This window comes from Stenotrophomonas sp. 05L44_2 (assembly GCF_056665995.1).
In genome coordinates this window covers 1-17,410 of sequence record NZ_JBFTNR010000003.1, presented here as the reverse complement: position 1 = coordinate 17,410, position 17,410 = coordinate 1, and the positions used below count along the sequence as shown (strand labels likewise).

The 17,410-nt window shown below is 65.4% G+C and carries 15 protein-coding genes and 1 pseudogene; 5 read left to right on the top strand and 11 right to left on the bottom strand.

Annotated features, from left to right (window positions below):
* Window positions 1-2,997 (top strand): AAA domain-containing protein (locus AC1VAN_RS00215; protein ID WP_480985050.1); only part of this gene is annotated, 2,997 nt, incomplete at its 5' end.
* Here the strand turns inward: AC1VAN_RS00215 and AC1VAN_RS00210 are convergent.
* The 3 genes from AC1VAN_RS00210 to AC1VAN_RS00200 form a co-directional block, all read right to left on the bottom strand.
* Window positions 2,994-3,296, bottom strand: a complete 303-nt coding sequence (locus AC1VAN_RS00210) for a hypothetical protein (RefSeq protein WP_234003398.1) — start codon at window positions 3,294-3,296, stop codon at window positions 2,994-2,996. The two genes, AC1VAN_RS00215 and AC1VAN_RS00210, sit on opposite strands and share 4 nt — an antisense overlap.
* 438 nt (window positions 3,297-3,734) lie before the next feature.
* A complete protein-coding gene (locus AC1VAN_RS00205) occupies window positions 3,735-6,050 on the bottom strand; it encodes a TonB-dependent receptor (RefSeq protein WP_442251441.1) in 2,316 nt (771 codons plus the stop codon).
* Window positions 6,051-6,178: 128 nt separating this feature from the next.
* The gene (locus tag AC1VAN_RS00200; RefSeq protein WP_442251442.1) at window positions 6,179-6,472 is read right to left on the bottom strand and encodes a hypothetical protein; all 294 of its coding nucleotides are present in this window, start codon (window positions 6,470-6,472) and stop codon (window positions 6,179-6,181) included.
* Between the two features lie 45 nt (window positions 6,473-6,517).
* Here AC1VAN_RS00200 and AC1VAN_RS00195 point away from each other — a divergent pair, with 45 nt between their 5' ends.
* Window positions 6,518-7,000 carry a hypothetical protein gene (locus AC1VAN_RS00195; RefSeq protein ID WP_442251443.1) on the top strand — a complete coding sequence of 161 codons (483 nt, stop codon included), beginning with the start codon at window positions 6,518-6,520 and terminating at the stop codon, window positions 6,998-7,000.
* 60 nt (window positions 7,001-7,060) lie between these two features.
* Here AC1VAN_RS00195 and yidA read toward each other — a convergent pair whose 3' ends face one another.
* Complete coding sequence (gene yidA / locus AC1VAN_RS00190; protein ID WP_442251444.1) at window positions 7,061-7,894, bottom strand: sugar-phosphatase; 834 nt, start codon at window positions 7,892-7,894, stop codon at window positions 7,061-7,063.
* A gap of 172 nt (window positions 7,895-8,066) precedes the next feature.
* On the opposite strand from yidA, the gene AC1VAN_RS00185 reads away from it, so the two are divergent.
* Entirely contained in the window at window positions 8,067-8,729 is a 663-nt protein-coding gene (locus AC1VAN_RS00185; protein WP_223486896.1) for an exopolysaccharide biosynthesis protein, read from the top strand.
* 50 nt (window positions 8,730-8,779) lie between these two features.
* On the opposite strand, the gene AC1VAN_RS00180 is transcribed toward AC1VAN_RS00185, so the two are convergent.
* The 3 genes from AC1VAN_RS00180 to AC1VAN_RS00170 all read right to left on the bottom strand — a co-directional run bounded on the left by AC1VAN_RS00180 (window position 8,780) and on the right by AC1VAN_RS00170 (window position 11,039).
* The gene (locus AC1VAN_RS00180; RefSeq protein WP_032976914.1) at window positions 8,780-10,090 is read right to left on the bottom strand and encodes a PQQ-dependent sugar dehydrogenase; all 1,311 of its coding nucleotides are present in this window, start codon (window positions 10,088-10,090) and stop codon (window positions 8,780-8,782) included.
* A complete protein-coding gene (locus AC1VAN_RS00175) occupies window positions 10,083-10,523 on the bottom strand; it encodes a DUF2231 domain-containing protein (RefSeq protein WP_025877408.1) in 441 nt (146 codons plus the stop codon). The genes AC1VAN_RS00180 and AC1VAN_RS00175 overlap by 8 nt, the downstream gene beginning before the upstream one ends.
* Before the next feature lie 111 nt (window positions 10,524-10,634).
* A complete protein-coding gene (locus AC1VAN_RS00170) occupies window positions 10,635-11,039 on the bottom strand; it encodes a hypothetical protein (protein WP_442251445.1) in 405 nt (134 codons plus the stop codon).
* 278 nt (window positions 11,040-11,317) lie between these two features.
* On the opposite strand from AC1VAN_RS00170, the pseudogene AC1VAN_RS00165 reads away from it, so the two are divergent.
* Both AC1VAN_RS00165 and AC1VAN_RS00160 read left to right on the top strand, forming a co-directional pair.
* Window positions 11,318-13,084 (top strand): annotated as a pseudogene (locus AC1VAN_RS00165) (S8 family serine peptidase).
* Entirely contained in the window at window positions 13,084-13,662 is a 579-nt protein-coding gene (locus AC1VAN_RS00160; RefSeq protein ID WP_032976910.1) for a S8 family serine peptidase, read from the top strand. Before AC1VAN_RS00165 ends, AC1VAN_RS00160 begins: the two are co-directional and overlap by 1 nt.
* Window positions 13,663-13,863: 201 nt before the next feature.
* Here the strand turns inward: AC1VAN_RS00160 and AC1VAN_RS00155 are convergent, their stop codons facing one another.
* The 4 genes from AC1VAN_RS00155 to AC1VAN_RS00140 all read right to left on the bottom strand — a co-directional run.
* Entirely contained in the window at window positions 13,864-14,550 is a 687-nt protein-coding gene (locus tag AC1VAN_RS00155) for an SCO family protein (protein ID WP_309908322.1), read from the bottom strand.
* 114 nt (window positions 14,551-14,664) lie between these two features.
* On the bottom strand, window positions 14,665-14,997 hold the full coding sequence (gene cyoD / locus AC1VAN_RS00150; RefSeq protein ID WP_025877422.1) for a cytochrome o ubiquinol oxidase subunit IV: 333 nt from the start codon (window positions 14,995-14,997) through the stop codon (window positions 14,665-14,667).
* Between the two features lies 1 nt (window position 14,998).
* Window positions 14,999-15,634 carry a cytochrome o ubiquinol oxidase subunit III gene (cyoC, locus tag AC1VAN_RS00145; RefSeq protein ID WP_480985049.1) on the bottom strand — a complete coding sequence of 212 codons (636 nt, stop codon included), beginning with the start codon at window positions 15,632-15,634 and terminating at the stop codon, window positions 14,999-15,001.
* The coding region (locus tag AC1VAN_RS00140) for a cbb3-type cytochrome c oxidase subunit I (protein ID WP_480985048.1) at window positions 15,631-17,410 on the bottom strand (1,780 nt) is incomplete at its 5' end. The genes AC1VAN_RS00140 and cyoC, both read right to left, overlap by 4 nt.

The window sequence follows — 17,410 nt, the reverse complement described above, 5'->3', positions numbered from 1 at the left end:
GGGGTGGAATCGGCCTGGGATGCGCTGCCGCTGGTGGAGCGCATGGTGTTCGATTCGCCCATTCCGTTGAACGAGGAGCAGCGCAAGATCCTGCTGGCCGTGCGCGAGCCACAGGGCCGCATCGTGGTGGTCGAAGGCCCGCCTGGCACCGGCAAGTCGCACACCATCACCGCCATCGCCGCCGACTGCGCCTTCAACAAGAAGAGCTGCCTGGTGCTGTCGGACAAGACCGAAGCGCTGGACGTGGTGTACGACAAGCTGTCCGATGCGATGAGCCGGGTTCGCCATGATCGCGATTTCCCCAACCCGATCCTGCGGCTGGGCCAGCAGGCGGCCAACTTCAAGCGCCTGACCTCCACCGGCACGATCAGCCAGATCTCGGCCTTCGCCAAGGCCATGAAGGCCAACCAGCCCGCACTAGAAAGCGAGCGCCAGGACACGGCGCAGACACTGCGGCAGGCCATCTCCAACACCGTGCAGACGCTGGGGCGTGTATCGCTTGCTGCAGTGAAGACCATGCACGAGCAGGAAGCGGCGCTGGGCGAGCGCGCCCCCGCGGTGCTGCAGCAGGTACACGCGGTGATGGATGCCAACGTGCTGTCCGAGCTGGAAGCGGTGACCGCGCAGGCGGATGCATTGGAAGCCTATCTTGCCGACCTGTTCGGCAGCACCGACTACACGCCGGCGTCGCTGGACGAACGTATCCGCCGCGATGCGGTGACCACCGCCTTTCTTGCCGACCGACCGGTTGACGGCTGGGCGCTGTTCGAGTCGTTGGATGCCGAGCAGATACGGCTGCTGGGCACGCTGTTGCTGCAGTACCAGCAGCTGAAGATGCCGCTGCTGGGCTATCTGCTGCGTGGCAATGCGGTGCGCGGGCTGGAGCTTCAGCTCAACCAGCTCGGCACCGCCCGCCCGCTGCTGCTCAAGCAGGATGCAGCCGCCCTGCAGGACATCGTGCAGGGCGCAAACGCGCTGCGCATGAAGCTGGAGGCCGAAGGCCTGGGCACGCAGCTGCCGGCCAGCTATCGGCAGATCGCCCACGGCGCCGCGCCGGGCCCGGGTGCGGCGGTTGCACGGCAGGCGATGACCCTGCTGGCGAGGCTCAATCCGGCCATCGTCGAGGCCCTGCTGGCCGAGCCGAAGGACGATCCCGCACTGTGGGCACTGACCCTGCGCTTCCTGCAGGGCTGGATGGCCACACGCAAGGCCTTCGTCGACGCGCCGCAGTACGACTATGTGGGCACCAAGACCAAGCTGGAGCGCCTGAACACCTCGGTGATGAATGCCCATGTGGATGGGCGCCTGATCAGCTTCATGGATCATCACCGCGCCGATGCGCGGGCATTGGCGGGCGTGATCGCCAACCGGCAGAAATTCCCGGTGGACAAGTTCGAGAGCGTGCGCGAGTCGTTCCCGGTGATGATCGCCAGCATCCGCGAGTTCGGCGAATACATGCCGCTGGCGCCGGACCTGTTCGACGTGCTGGTGATCGACGAAGGCTCGCAGGTCTCGGTGGCGCAGGCGCTGCCGGCGCTGCTGCGCGCGCGCAAGGTGGTGGTACTGGGCGATTCCAAGCAGTTCTCCAACGTCAAGGCTGCCAACGCCAGCATCGCGCTGAACGACAAGTACCGCTCGGACCTGGTCAACTATTTCCGCACCAACGTCAGCCAGCAGGCCGACGTGCTGGAACGGTTGGCCATGTTCGATGTGAAGCGCTCGGTGCTGGAGTTCTGCTCGCTCTCGGCCTCGTACTCGGTGATGCTGCGCAAGCATTTCCGCAGCTATGCGGAACTGATCGGGTTCTCGTCCTCCACCTTCTACAACCACCAGCTGCAGGCGCTGAAGATCCGCAGCCGGCCGCTGCAGGAAGTGATCCGCTTCAGCCAGGTCGATGCCAGTGGGCACCGCACCAGCCGCAGCACCAACGACGCCGAAGCGGCGTTCATCGCCGAGCGCCTGGTGGAACTGCTGGATACGGATGCGCCGCCCACGGTGGGCATCATCACCCCGTTCCGCGAGCAGCAGACGCTGTTGTCCAAGACGCTGTTCAACCATCCGCGCGGCCGCGAGTTCGAAGAGCGGCTTCGCCTGAAGGTGATGACGGTCGACTCCTGCCAGGGTGAGGAACGCGGGCTGATCTTCTATTCGATGGTGGCGACTGCCGGCCAGGATGCGCTGAACTACATCTTCCCGGTCAGCCTGAGCGGCGCGGTGGATGCGGTGGAAGACAAGCTGAAAGTGCAGCGCCTGAATGTCGGCTTCTCCCGTGCGCAGGAGGCGATCTGGTTCGTCCATTCGATGCCGGTGGATGCGTTCCGCGGCGCGATTGGCCATGCGCTGCGTTACTACGCCAGCCAGCTGGACCGTCCCGCGCCCGACGCCGCGCAGACCGATGCGCGCAGCCCGATGGAATCGAAGGTGCTGCAGTGGCTGCAGCAGACGCCGTTCGTGCTTGCCCATGGCGATGCGGTCGAGATCATTCCGCAGTTCCCGGTGGGCGACTACCTGCGCCAGCTTGACCCGACCTATCAGCACCCGGCGTGGCGGGTGGACTTCCTGGTGACCGTGCAGACCGTGCGCGGCGCGCTGCAGATCGTGATCGAGTACGACGGCTTCGAATTCCATTTCCGCCGCGACAAGCCGGTGCATGTGGGCAACCACGAGCGCTATCTGGTGGAGGCTGATGTCGAGCGCCAGCTGACCCTGGAAAGCTACGGCTACCGCTTCCTGCGCATCAACCGGTTCAACCTCGGCAGCGACCCGGTGCAGACGCTGTCCGACCGGCTCTATCGCCTGATTGAAGTGGCCGGCACGGAGATCCGCTCGGCAGCGGTCGATCAGGTGATCGAGCAGGTGCAGGGGCTGGAATCGAAAGAGAAGAAAGTCTGCAGCCGCTGTGGGCAGATCCGCAGCCAGGAAGAGTTCTTCGACCCTGACCTGCGCGCCGGTGCCGGCGGGGTGGGACGGATCTGCATGCCCTGCAAGGCGGGCTAGGCGGTGCTGCCGGGTGCCAGCGTGCGCACGGCCACCGCCGCCAGCCTGCGGCTGACCAGCCCGTAGAGTTCTTCCAGTTCGGCCGCGCGCGCGTCGGTCATGTTGGTACCGAACAGTACCCGCGACAGCGCCGCCTTGTGGGTGTCGGCAGGATAGCGCGCCCGCGCCCGGTACACGGCCTGCAGCACCAGCCAGGCCAGGCGGAACCCGCCCCCGGGCAGGGGACGGACCACGCGGTCATAGACCTGCCAGAACTGGTATTCGGCCTCCAGGTCGACCGCCGGTGCTGCGAACGGCACCGGACGCGCACGTCCATGGGCGCGCCTGCGAACCGGAGGGAAACGGGGGTTGTGCTGTGCCATGCGTACAGGATGACCCAGCAACATTGTGGGAACCTTGCGTTGGTGCCGGAATATCAGTGCTGATTGTGCAAAGTGCGGCGGATGGCCCGCTTGGGTGGAGCGATTCCGCCGGGCATGGCCCGGCGCTACCGGATTGCGTGCGGCGAAGGGCCCCGCTTGGGTAGATGCCAACCTTGGTTGGCAAGGCGCGTCGGCGCCGGAGGGATTYCGCCGGGCATGGCCCGGCGCTACCGGATTGCGTGCGGCGAGGGGGCCCGCATGGGTAGATGCCAACCTTGGTTGGCAAGGCGCGTCGGCGCCGGAGGGATTTCGCCGGGCATTGCCCGGCGCTACCCAGCCTGCCGCGAAGTGCATCCACGCATGGCGTGGATCTACTTAGAAGGTTATCGAGGTGCTGAACATCACCTGCCGGGGGGCGCTGCGCTGCAGGGTCTGGTAGTCGCCCGAGAACGACGAGCCGGCGATGGTGGCGGTGCCGATGTTGTTGCGGTTGAACAGGTTGCTTACGTCCAGCCGCAGCTCCAGCCCCGGCAGCAGGCTGTCCGGGCCCAGGGTGTAGGCCGTGTACGCGTTGACCTGCCAGAACGTCGGCACGCGGATGTCGTTTTCATAGGTGAAGGGCTGGCGCAGGTATGAGGTGCTGGTGGCACCGAAACGCCAGTCGCCGAAGTGCGCGGACAGATCGCTGACCAGCGACAGCTGCGGGTAGCCCGGCTGCGCGTTGCCCTTGATCGGGTACACGGTATCGCCCACCACAAAATCGCTGTCGTAGTACGAGCGCGCCAGCGCGATGCCCTGGTAGAACTGCAGGTGGTCGGTCAGGTCGGCGGTGATGCCGAGGTCGGCGCCGATCACGTGCATCTTCGGCATCAAGCGCACCGTGTTGATCTGCGCGAATTGTGTGCCGATGGCCGCCGACAGCAGGCGGTTGCGGATGTCGTTGTAGAACACATCACCGGTCACGGTCAGGCGGTCGAAGCGGTGGCTGGCGCCCACGGTCAGGTTCCAGTTCTTCTCTGGGCGCAGGGTGCCGGCCACGCGGTCGAACTCTTTCTGGTCACTGATGGTCCAGGCCGACGCGGTGTAGCCGATGTTGCCGCGCTGGGCCACGCGATAGCCGTTCATGGTGTTGACCAGGTCGATGAAGGCGTCGGTCCGCTCGGTCGGGCTCCAGTACAGCGACACGTGCGGCAGGAAGTTGCTCTTGGCGCGAAGCGTGCCGGACACCGGCCGCTCCGCTGCGTCGCCGATGCCACCACCGGTGGTAGTGAAGTCCACGGCCTTGAAGCCCAGCCCCAGCACCAGCGTGTCGGTGACGGCGTAATTGTCATGCAGGTAGAACTGCCTCGAGCGGGTCACCCAGCTGGATGCGTTGTCGGTCTGGAACGCCGGCCCGTACACATCGAACGACCCGGTCGCCTTGAGTGGTTTGCCCTGCCCCAGCAGCGGCTGCTGGTACCACTCGGTCTTTGCGGCCGCCTTGCTCTTCTCCTGCCAGAAACCGGTGGTGAGGGTGTGCGCACCGGTCTCGAACTGCAGGTTGAACATGCCACCGAGGCGATTGAGGTGCGGCGTCTGTACCTGTTCGGAGAAAGGCGCGCCGTTGGGCGAGGGCACGGTCGGGTCGGTCAAGGTGGCCTGGGTGTGGCTGTTGGCGTTGTACAGCTGCACGTTGCCGCTGAGCGCGGGCGTGATCTGGAAGCGATGGTTGATCGACGCGACGCGGTCGCGGGTCACCTGGCCGGTGTCGTAGGGAATCAGCTCGGACAGCTCGCCGCAGGTGTAGGCGCCGCAGGACGTGTCGGCGTTCTCCGGCGAGGCCACGTAGTACGCCCATGCATAGTCCGGATAGAAGCTGTCGGCCTTCCAGCCCAGCTTGCGGATCATGTCGAAGGAAATGTTGTTGTAGCCCCACACCGCGGCCTTGCTGTCGGACAGGAACACGGTGAAGTCACCCCACGCCACATCCTGCTGCGCCTTCAGGTCACCGCGCAGGAACTTCTGGGTGCCGGCGCCCTGGTACTTGTCGGCCGACACGCGCTGCAGGTCGACCAGCAGCTTCGGGCCGTGTTCGCCCAGCTGGCCGCTCTGGCCCGAGACCGTGGTGACCCGCGTGTTGTTGCTGCCCACGCCCTGCTTGATGCGCAGGCTGGGGTTGTCCTGCAGGTCGCGCAGGCGGTACTCGAGGCTGCCGCCATTGACGCTGCTGGAGAACACACTGACCGGTGCACCGCCCGGGCTGACCGTGATCGAACCGATGCCATCGGGCACACCGACGTTGACCACGCTGGTGCCGGTAAGCGAGAGGAAGCCGTTGTCGTTCAGCGGCACGCCTTCGAAGGTGATGCCCATTTCATTCATGCGGAAACCGCGCACGAACAGGCTGGTGGCGGAAATATCCAGCCCCAGCCCGTCGGTGGCGGTGTAGCTGGCACCCGGCACGTTCTTCAGCATCGACAGGCCGTTGTTGCCGGACACCATCGCATCCAGGTCGGTGGCGTTGATGACGTAGCGGTTCGGGCCGACCACCTGGGTGGGCGCGACAGCAGCACCGCGTGGGGTGGCGATGACCTGCAGCGCGTTCAAGGTGGCGGGGGTGTCGTGCGCGGCGTCGGTGGATTCGGCAGCGTGCAGCGGTGCAACGAGGGCGGTGCCGATTGCCAGGGCAAGAAGCGTAGGTGGAGTGTTCATGGCCAGATCCAAGTTGCAGGGAGAAGAGGACGCAGGCGCACGCCCAGCGCGATGCAGCGCCGGATGGCGATGCAGTGGCTGGTGACGCGATTGCGTTGAAGGCGGGAACGGCGCTGCGCGCGCGCCGGTCAGCGGCAGACGAAGACGATCAGCTGCCGAACGATTCGATGGCGTGATTTCGACGTGCGGAAGTGTTGCATCGGACCGCCACATCCGCCATTGCACCGTGGGAAAGCGCGGTTATACGCAGGTATCGCTTTCGATGCCGCGCTATCACCTGCACGTTGCAGCGTGATGTCTGTGCGCTCGGTCAGCCTTTCGACTATTCGTGCCTGGCTCGACTTGCGCCGCCCTGGACGCTGAATGATCATGTCGGCGGCGGCCGCGCGGATATCTGCGATGCCTTCCGCACGCGCTGCCATGCAAGGCTCCGACGCGTTAACTCGACACTTCAAAGGACGAACGTCATGTTGAATGGATTGAAACCGCTCGCCGCAACTGCACTTTGCCTGCTCGGCCTGTCCGCCTTCGCCGAAAATGCCGCCGCCGCGCAATGGGTCGACAGCGGCCGCACTGCGTACTTCAAGCAAAGCCCCTTCTCCAGCGCATGGGAACACACCTGCACGACCGGCGGCACGCCGATCCAGGACTTCCCGGGCACCTGCGCCAACGATCCGTTCAGCGGCTGGACGACCAACTACAACGCCGCCAGCGCATCAGCCAACAACCAGCTCAATGCCTGCCACTTCGACTCGCAGAAGCTCGGCTCGGCCTGCTACGGCCTGGCGTATGCGATCAATGGGCAGGTCTACGCTGGCGGCCTGCCTGCCAGCTGCAACGTCGGTGCCCGTGCGGTGGTGGTTTCGACCCGCATGGAAACGATCGAGATCCAGAACCATGAGCTCGATGTAGAGAGCGCCCAGTCGGGCAACGAGTACGTCTGCCAGTAAAACCGTTGGTGGGACGCCGCCACCGTGCGTGGCGGCGTCCTTCTTCGTATTGCCGGCTTCTTACTGCAGCACGAAGCGCTCGATCGCCTTGGCCACGCCTTCATCGGCGTTGGTGGCGGTCTCGAAGCGCGCCACGGCCTTTACCGCATCGATGGCATTGCCCATCGCCACGCTGGTGCCGGCGTACTGCAGCATGGTGAGGTCGTTCTCCTGGTCGCCGATGGCCATCACGTTGGCGCGGTCGATGCCCAGGTGCTCGGCCAGCTTCTGCAGGCTGGGCCCCTTGCCGGCGCGGTGGTCGAACACTTCCAGGAAGAACGGCGCGCTCTTCAGCACCGCGAAGCGCTCGGTCAGCGCGGCCGGCAAGCGCGCGATGGCAGCATCCAGCACGTCCGGCTCGTCAATCATCATCAGCTTGATGAAGGACATGCCCGGGTCCATGTCGGCCACGCGGCGGTACGACAGTGGCATGCGCGAAAGATGCGAGTCGGCCACGGTGTAGATGCTGATGTCCTGGTTGGGCGTGTACATGCGCGTGGCATCGAGCGCCTGGAAGTGCACGCCAATCTCGCGGGCCACGTGTTCGCAGTACACGAAGTCATCGAAGCTGAGCGGATACTCGACCACCGTCTCGCGCGGGCCGATGCGCTGCACGAGGCCACCATTACAGGCGATGCAGTAATCATCGTCGCCCTCGATGCCAAGTTCGTGCAGGAACGGCGCCAGCCCCGGAACCGGGCGGCCGCTGGTCAGCACGATATGCACGCCCAGCGCGCGTGCCCGGGCGATGGCCTGCTTCACGCGCGCGGTGAGCTTGTGGGCGGGGTCCAGCAGGGTGCCATCCATATCGATGGCGACCAGTTCGATGGTCGATTGCCTGCGACCCATGTCCATCATCTTCAGCCAGTGCGGGGGACGCCCATTTTAGGCCAGGCGGCCTGGCAACGCCGGCCTCATGCATCGTTCACCTCTGCGCGGCGCTGGCCGGGGATACTCGTGGGGCCTGTGCGTCCCCCACCGCAGGACGGCCCTATCGACCGCCCTTCCCTGGACACTCTTTCGACGCATGACCTACCAAGCGCCCGACGCCACTGACACCGCCCCTCTCGCCCAGCAGATTGAAGACCTGATCGACGGCCTGCCCGGCGACCATATCCGCGTCGGCACGCTGCTGCATGCGCTGGGCGACGAAGGCCTGATGCTGGTGGTGATCCTGCTGTCGGCGATCTTCCTGATTCCAGTATCGATTCCCGGGCTGAGCACGGTGTTCGGTGCGTCCATCCTGCTGATCGGCCTGAGCCGCGTGCGCGACCGTCCGTTGTGGGTGCCGCAGCGATTGGCCGACAAGCAGATCGCCACCGACAAGCTGAAAGCCAACCTGGGCCGTGCCCTGAAATGGGTGCACCGCATGGAGCGGTTGTCCCGGCCGATGCGGCTGGCAGCGATGGTGCGCTCGAAGAAGATGATGCGCTTGAACAACCTGGCGCTGGTGTTCGCCACGATCCTGCTGATGCTGCCGGCCGGGCCGATTCCCTTCAGCAACACGCTGCCGGCGCTGGCGCTGATGTCCTTTGCGATCGGCTTCATCCAGCGCGATGGCGCAGCGGTGGCGGCCGGCTATGGCTTCGTGGTGGCGTCGGTGGTGTACTTCGGTGTGCTGCTGGGTGGCGTGGGCTTTGCGGCCGAATCGGTGTTCAGTGGCTTCCGCAACGGATCATCGGCGCTGTAGAGCCGAGCATGGGCTCGGCCCTACAGCACGGGTGATGCGCGGGCGACCGGCTACTTCGCCGACACCCGCCACACCACGTCGCCCACATCATCGGCGACCAGCAGCGCGCCCTCCGCATCGATGGCCATGCCCACCGGCGCGCCCATCAGCGTCTTCTCATCCTTGGACGCGAACCCGCTCACCACCGCTTCCGGGCGGCCGGCCGGCTTGCCGTCCTTGAACGGCACGTACACCACTTCGTAGCCGCTCAGTGGCGAACGGTCCCAGCTGCCGTGCTCGCCGATGAAGGCACCGCCGTGGTACTTCGCCGGCAACGCCTGGCCGGTGTAGAACAGCAGGCCCAGCGGTGCCACGTGCGAGCCGATGGCGAAGTCCGGGCGGATTGCCTTGGCCACCAAGTCCGGCCGCTGCGGCTGCACGCGCTCGTCCACATGCTGGCCGTAGTAGCTGTAGGGCCAGCCGTAGAAGCCGTGCTCCTGCACCGAGGTGAGGTAATCGGGCACCAGGTCGGCGCCGATCTCGTCGCGTTCGTTCACCACCGCCCACAGCTTGCCGGTGCTCGGCTCCCAGTCCAGGCCGGTGGGGTTGCGCAGGCCCGAGGCGTAGATGCGGCTGCCGCTGGTGGCCACGTCCACTTCCAGCACCACCGCGCGGCGGTACTCGACCGCCAGGCCGTTCTCGGTGATGTTGCTGTTGGAGCCCACGCCCACGTACAGCTTGCTGCCATCGCGGCTGGCCAGCAGTTCCTTGGTCCAGTGGTGGTTGATGGTGCTGGGCAGGTCGGTGAACTCGCTGCCCTTGTCGGACATGCGGGTTTCGCCCGGCACGTAGTGGTATTTCATGATGTTGCCGGTGTTGGCCACATACAGCGTGTCACCGATCAGCTGGATGCCGAACGGCGAGTGCAGGTTTTCGATGTACACGTGCTGGGTCCAGGTGCCGGTGCCCGGCGCGCGCCGCAGCAACGTGACCCGGTTGCCGCCCTTGCCAGCCTTGCCCGAGCGCGCCTTCACCTTGCCGGCGATCCACTGCTTGGGCGTGGTGACCGGCTCTTCACCGGGGCCGTTACCCTCCACCACCAGCACATCGCCGTTGGGCAGGGTCAACAATCGCCGCGGGTGCTGCAGGTTGGCAGCGATGCGTTCGATCTTCAGGCCGTCGGCCACCGACGGTGCCTGTCCCTCGGCCCAGCCCACGCCCTTGGGCACCTGCATCGGCGGCATCAGGTAGTTCTGCGGCGCGGGCAGCGGTGGCTGTGCACCGGACTGGTCGGCCGGGTGGTATTCGGCTTTTCCGGCACACGCGGCCAGCGCCAATGCCAGCGAAAGCACGCCCACGGCAGGCAGGATGCGCTTAGCCATGACGGGCTCCTTGCAGCACCGGCTGCTGCAGCGAAAGCACGATGAAGCCAAGCGCGATCAGTGCCACCGTCAGCGCGGAGAGGATGGTGCCCGGCACGGCCGCCGCATAGGCATCGCGGCTGTGCACGAAGGCGTTCCAGACGGCCAGCACGATGGCGACCAGGTTGAGCAGGAAATCGAGGCGGTCGGTGCCGGTGGCGGTGCCGTTGCGGCGCCAGACCGCGAACAGGTTGATCAGCCGCGGCAGGATGGCGATCAGCAGGCCGAAGGTGATCAGCCACGCCGCCGACTTGCCCCACATCACTTCAGCGGTGTTGAGGTAGAGGATGTCGAAAATGAGGCCGGCCACGAAGAAGCCGAACGGTATCGGATTCAACAGGCTGAAGAGTGTTGTGCCGAGGCCGCGATGGGCCTGGGCGACGGGGTTGACCATGGTCGTGCTCCGTTCGGGGAAGGGGTGCACGGGCTGTAGTAGCACAGGGGGGCGGGAGGGGGTGCGATGACGCCCTGCTGCCATTGCCTGGGCCGTCGCGCACGCGCCACGCTACGTCGGTTCGGTGTGCCGTATCTCATGGAATGGCAGCATGGTCTCGAAGCCGAATTCGTGTTCCATGCTGATGCGGACCAGGCCGCCAATGGCGAACCAGCTGGTATTGGCGTGCACATCGATGCCATGCCAACCGCCCCCTGCCAGCAGATCCAGCGTCTGCGCCCGGGGCATCTTTGTCCTTTCCTCCCGCAGCAGCGCGCGGCGGTGCCGCTTCATCAGCAGGCGGAGCTGCTTCACCGTGGTGATGTTGAATGCGGTGAGCTCCGGCAGCAGCTCGGCGATGTCGGCGTCGGTCCAGTAATCGTGGCGACGGTGATACATCGACAGCACCACCTTGCGGATGGTGGCCACGGTGAGTGGGGCCAGATCGGCGCGGGCGCGGGCATTGGGGCGTTTCATCCGGTGTCCTCCGGGGAGCCTGGGCATGGTGGCATGGCGGTGGGGTTCCGGTGCGGGTGGATTGTGCCAACCAAGGTTGGCACCTACCGGGGCACCGACCAGAGCGGCGCAGTCGTCATTACAAGGCGGCATAAGTGTTTGTGACGTATTTGGCACATCCGCACATCGACTGCGTGAAGAGGTAGGGGGTTGTTCGTTGTGTCGCGTTTGGCTCGTTGCGATGGGGCAGATCCGCCCCGCCGTCCTGCCATGCCGATTCACAACAGAAGGATTCGTGTATGAAGCGACACACGCAACGCTCCGCGCCACCGCGCTCTGCGCGCTTGGCCCTGGCCACTGCCCTGGTACTCGGCAGCCTGGCCGTTACCGCCCAGGCGCAACAGGCCGACCCACTGGCGGGTATCCAGTGGCATCTGCTCAATACCGGGCAGACGGTGCCGGCCGATACGCTGCCGGTGGCCGGCAACGATCTCAACGTCGATGGCCTGTTCCGCAATGGCATCCGTGGCCAGGGCGTGGTGATCGGCATCGTCGATGACGGCCTGCAGATCGCCCACCCGGACCTGGCCGCGAACGTGGCGGCGGTAGCGGGCAAGAACTTCGCCAACGGCTCCAACAATCCCACGCCGTCCAATCCCGATGCTGACAACCACGGCACGATGGTGGGCGGCATCGCCGGTGCGGTGGGCGCCAACAACCTGGGCGTGCGTGGCGTGGCCCCGGCGGCAACGCTGAAGGGCTTCAACGTGCTGGCCTCCAATGCGCAGGGCAACCAGCAGAGCAACATCGAATACGCCTGGTGGGATGGCGCCGAGTCGGCCGATGTGCAGGTGTTCAACAACAGCTGGGGCGCTGGCCCGGGCAACCCCAACCTGCCAGTGGCCTACAGCCAGAACACGGTGAGTTCGTACGAGCAGGCACTGTCGGGCACGCGCGGTGGCCGCGGCGGCATCTACGTGAAGTCAGCCGGCAACAACTTCAACAACGCCTCGATCAGCCAGACCCAGGACGTCTGCACCACCGATACCAAGAACCGCAACACCGGCTGTGTGCCGGCTGGCCGCGATCCACGCAACAACCTGTTCAACGTGATCACCGTGGGTGCGGTGCGCGCCGATGGCGTGCGTTCGTCGTACTCGTCCACCGGTTCGGCACTGTGGGTGTCGGCCTTTGGTGGCGAGTACGGCCTGCAGGCGCAGTACGCACCGAACCTGGTGGCACGTGCGTACGATCCGGCCATCGTCACCACCGACGTSACCGGCTGCRCGCAGGGCAGCAACAAGAACRCSARCCKSCRGAACACGYTGGACRGCRACCTGTCGGCSATCGACAGCACCTGCAACTACACCGCGAAGATGAACGGTACGTCGGCGTCGGCGCCGATGGTGTCGGGCGTGGCGGCGCTGGTGCTGGAGGCCAACCCGAACCTGTCCTACCGCGATGTGAAATACATCCTCGCCACCACGGCCACCCGCAACCATCCGAACCAACCGGCGGTGACGCTGGCCGACGGCCGCACGCTGGTGCCGGGCTGGACGGTGAATGCAGCAAACCGCGCTTACAGCAACTGGTACGGCTTCGGTGTGGTCAACGCGGCGCGCGCCGTGCAGGTCGCCGAGAACTTCCAGTCGCTGGGCCCGCTGCTGGATACGGGTTGGCGCACCACCACGCGCACGGTGGCCATCGGCAAYACCTCSGCCGCCGCSGCGCGSYTGACCTTCCAGSTSGCCAATGGCGCACGCAACATCGAGTCGGTGCAGCTGGGCTTCCGGGTGAACCACAGCAATACCCGCCAGCTGCAGTTCGTGCTTGTTTCGCCCAGTGGTACGCGCAGCGTGGTGCAGCCGGCCTTCACCGCCATCGGTTCGGGTACCAATGGCGTGCAGCGCAACTTCACCAACTGGGATCTGCTGTCCAGCAATGCCTTCCTGGATGAAAGTGCCACCGGCACCTGGACGCTGGAAGTGACCGACATGGGGCAGGCCGCGAATGCTGCATCGCGCGGCAACCTCGAATTCTTCAAGATCCGCGTTCTGGGGCACTGATGATGAAAACGACCATTCTGTTGAGCACGCTCGCCTTCGCGGCGATGACCTCCCCTGCCTGGGCACAGAGCTCGGGGCAGACCCCACCGGCACGGAGCCTGTCCACCGTGGATGCACAGGAACTGAAAGCTTCGGCCACCGGCCGTTCGTTCGACGTGGGCGGCACGCGTTTCCAGCTGTCCCCGTCGACCACGGTGCAGCAGGCTGCGGGCGGCCAGTTCCGGATCACGCCGCAGGCAGCGGCCACCACCAGTTCGCGCAGCAAGCGTTCGCTGGATGGCGCGGCAGCAGCCGGCGCTGATGCCGGCGCCGGCAAGTTCGCCGCTGCGGTGTCCAACGATGGTGCGCCAGTGGTGGCGACCTCGCGGGTGAAGGTGTTCTTTACCGATGCGGCATCTGCACAGCGCGCGGCAAAGGCCACGGGCGGCACCGTGGTGAAGGTGTCCAGGGCTGCCGGTCTGGCCATCGTGGAATACCCGTCGGTGAACGCGGCGCTGGATGCGAGCACCCGGCTGCTGTCGACTGCGGGCGTGCGCGCGGCCGAGCCGGACGTGGTGCAGTGGGAAGAGAAGAAGTGATCTAGGGCGTTGCGTGGTGCCCCCGGCCGGTTGGCTCTCCTGGCTGGCCGGGGGATTGGCGAGCGGGAGGGCGTGCCGACCAACGGTCGGCATGCACCAGATTCCCAATGTCGGCACCCGCCAGAATCAGGATGTCGGCACCCATCAGATTCATTCATCGCGTGTCGACCAAGGTCGACACCTACCAGGGCGATGCGTCGTTCAGCGTGCGGCGACGCTCGCGCTGTGCGGCAGCTTGCACGCCGCCAACGCTTCACTGCCTGCGGCCGGATGTTCCGGCTCCAGCAGCAACCGCTGCACGTCCGAGAACAGCTGCTCCACCGGCATGCCGTAGGGCGCGAACAGGCGCAGGCGACCTTGGCGGTCGAACACGTAGCCGCCGGCGATGTGGCTCATCGTGTAGGTGTCCGGCAGCTGTCCGGGCTCTTTCTCGTAGAACGCCTTGAAGTCGCTGGCCATCGCCGACAGCTGTGCCTCGTCACCGACCAGTGCCATCGCCTTCGGGTCGAACGCGTGCACATAGGTGTGCGCGACTTCGGGGGTATCGCGCGCCGGATCGACGCTGACGAATACCACCTGAAGCTGGTCTGCATCCTTGCCCATCAGGTGCTTGACCTGGCTCAGTTCGACCATGGTGGTCGGGCACACGTCCGGGCAGCTGGTGAAGCCGAAGAACAGGTAGGTCACCTGCCCCTGCAGGTCCTTCGGGCCACGCAGGGTGCCGGCGCTGTCAGGCATGGTCCAGTGCTGGCCCAGTTCCTCGCAGGCGATGTCCTTGGAATAGAAATCCATGCGCGACTGCGCGCTGCAGCCGGCCAGCAGGCCGAGTGCGAAGCCTGCGGCAAGCAGCGGCAGGCGCAGGGAACGAACAACGGAAGCAACACGCATCACGGGTACCACCAACACGAGGTGGGCGCGGTCTCGGTCAGGCCTGCCCTGGGGGAAGAGAGGGCTGAGGTGCCAGGGCGATCGCGCACTCCTTGCCGATCGCCCCGGCCACGGTCAGTTGATCATCATGTGGTAGTGCATGCTCCAGATGATCCAGATCGACAACGCGACCACGATGAACAGGATCACCAGGGTGAACACGAAGCTGGCGAGGTTCCAGCCACCTTCGGACTTGCGGTCCATGTGCAGGAAGTACACCAGCTGCACCAGGATCTGCGCGACCGCGAAGCCGACCAGCAGGAACAGGGTGACCGGCCGCGACAGCACCGGGTTCATCACCAGCGCGAACGGCACCACCGTCAGCAACGCGCACAGCACGAAGCCGATCAGGTAGGACTTGGTGGAACCGTGCGCATTGCCGGCGCGCGAGGTTTCGACGTGGGCCATGTCAGAAGGCTCCGATCAGGTAGACRAAGGTGAAGACGCAGATCCASACCAGRTCCRGGAAGTGCCRGAACAGGCTCAGGCAGGACACGCGGGTGATGTTGGTCGGGGTGAGGCCGCGGCGATACACCTGGTGCATCACCACCGCCATCCAGATCAGGCCGCTGGCCACGTGCAGGCCGTGGGTGGCAACCAGGGCGAAGAACGCCGACAGGTAGGCACTGGTGCTGGGACCGGCACCTTCATGGAGGAGGTGCGAGAACTCGTACAGCTCCATGCCGATGAACGAGGCACCGAGCACGAAGGTCACGCCCAGCCAGCGCAGCACCGCCGCCTTGTCCAGGCGGTGCATGGCCAGCACGGCCTGGCCATAGGTGATGCTGGACACCAGCAGGATGAAGGTCTCGGCCATCACGAACGGCAGCGAGAACAGTTCCTTGCCGGTCGGGCCGCCGGCGTAGGCGGTGCTGAGCACCGCGTACGAGGCGAACAGCGAGCCGAACAGCACCAGGTCGGACATGAGGTATACCCACATGCCGAACACCTTCATGCCGCCCTGGTCGTGGGCGTGATCGTGCTCGTGATGGTCGTCGTGGACCAGCACATCGCTGTCCAGTTGCGGACGGGTCAACAGGTTCATGCGCCTGCCTCCTGCAGCTTGGCGTGGTTGGCCGCTTCGGTACGCGCCACCTCTTCGGAGCTGACGTAGTAATCCACGTCCTCGTTGTAGGAGCGCGCGATCAGGGTGGCGATCATCGCGATGAAGCTGGCACCGGCCATCCACCAGATGTGCCACACCAGGGCGAAGCACAGCACCAGGATCCAGACGTTGAGGATCAGCGGCACACCGGTGTTCTTCGGCATGTGGATCGGTGCGTACTTCTTCGGCGGCGGCGGCAGGCCGCGTTTCTTCGCTTCGTGGAAGGCGTCCAGCTCATCGGTCTTGGGCACCACGGCGAAGTTGTAGAACGGCGGCGGCGACGGCGTGGCCCATTCCAGCGTGCGKGCATTCCACGGGTCGCCGGTGAGGTCGAGGTTGCGCTTGCGGTCGCGCACGCTGACGTAGATCTGCACCAGCATCAGGATGATGCCCGCGAACACGAACAGCGCACCGATGAAGGCGGCGATCAGGTACGGCGTCCATGCCGGGTTGTCGTACTGGTTCATGCGCCGGGTCATGCCCATGAAGCCCAGCAYGTACAGCGGCATGAAGGCCASGTAGAAGCCGATCACCCAGCAGGCGAAGGACCACTTGCCCAGGCGCTCGTTGAGGGTGAAGCCGAACACCTTCGGGAACCAGTAGACGAAGCCGGCCAGGTAGCCGAACAGCGCACCGCCGATGATGGTGTTGTGGAAGTGCGCGAYCAGGAACAGGCTGTTGTGCAGYAGGAAGTCCGCGCCCGGGATGGCCAGCAGCACRCCGGTCATGCCACCGATGGTGAAGGTGACCAGGAAGGCGATGGTCCACAGCATCGGCACGCTGAACTCCACGCGGCCGCCGTACATGGTGAACAGCCAGGTGAAGATTTTCACGCCGGTGGGGATGGCGATGATCATCGTCATGATGCCGAAGAAGGCATTGACGCTGGCACCGGRGCCCATSGTGAAGAAGTGGTGCAGCCAGACGAKGAASGACAGGATGCCGATCGCCAGGGTGGCGCCGACCATCGACTTGTAGCCGAACAGCTTCTTGCGCGAGAAGGTGGCGGTCACTTCAGAGAAGATGCCGAACGCCGGCAGCACCAGGATGTASACCTCCGGGTGGCCCCAGGCCCACACCAGGTTCACGTACATCATCGGGTTGCCACCCAACGTGTTGGTGTAGAAGTTGAAGTCCAGGTAGCGGTCCAGGGTGAGCGCACCCAGGGCTACGGTCAGGATCGGGAAGGCGGCGATGATGATCACGCTGGTGACCAGCACGGTCCAGGTGAACACCGGCATCTTCATCAGCGTCATGCCCGGCGCACGCATGCGCAGGATGGTGATGAACAGGTTGACGCCGGTCAGCAGGGTACCGATGCCGGAGGCCTGCAACGCCCAGATGTAGTAATCGACACCGACCCCGGGACTGAACTCGATGCCCGACAGCGGCGGATAGGCGACCCAGCCGGTCATCGCGAATTCGCCAACACCCAGCGAGATCATCATCAGCGCAGCGCCGACCACGAAGATCCAGAAGCTGAAGGCGTTGAGGAACGGGAACGCCATGTCGCGCGCGCCGATCTGCAGCGGCACGATGATGTTCATCAGGCCGACCACAAACGGGGTGGCCACGAAGAAGATCATGATCACGCCGTGCGCGGTGAAGATCTGGTCGTAGTGTTCCGGTGGCAGGAAGCCATCGCTGCCCGGCCCGGCGGCCGCCAGCTGTGCGCGCATCATCAGTGCATCGGCGAAGCCGCGCACCAGCATGACC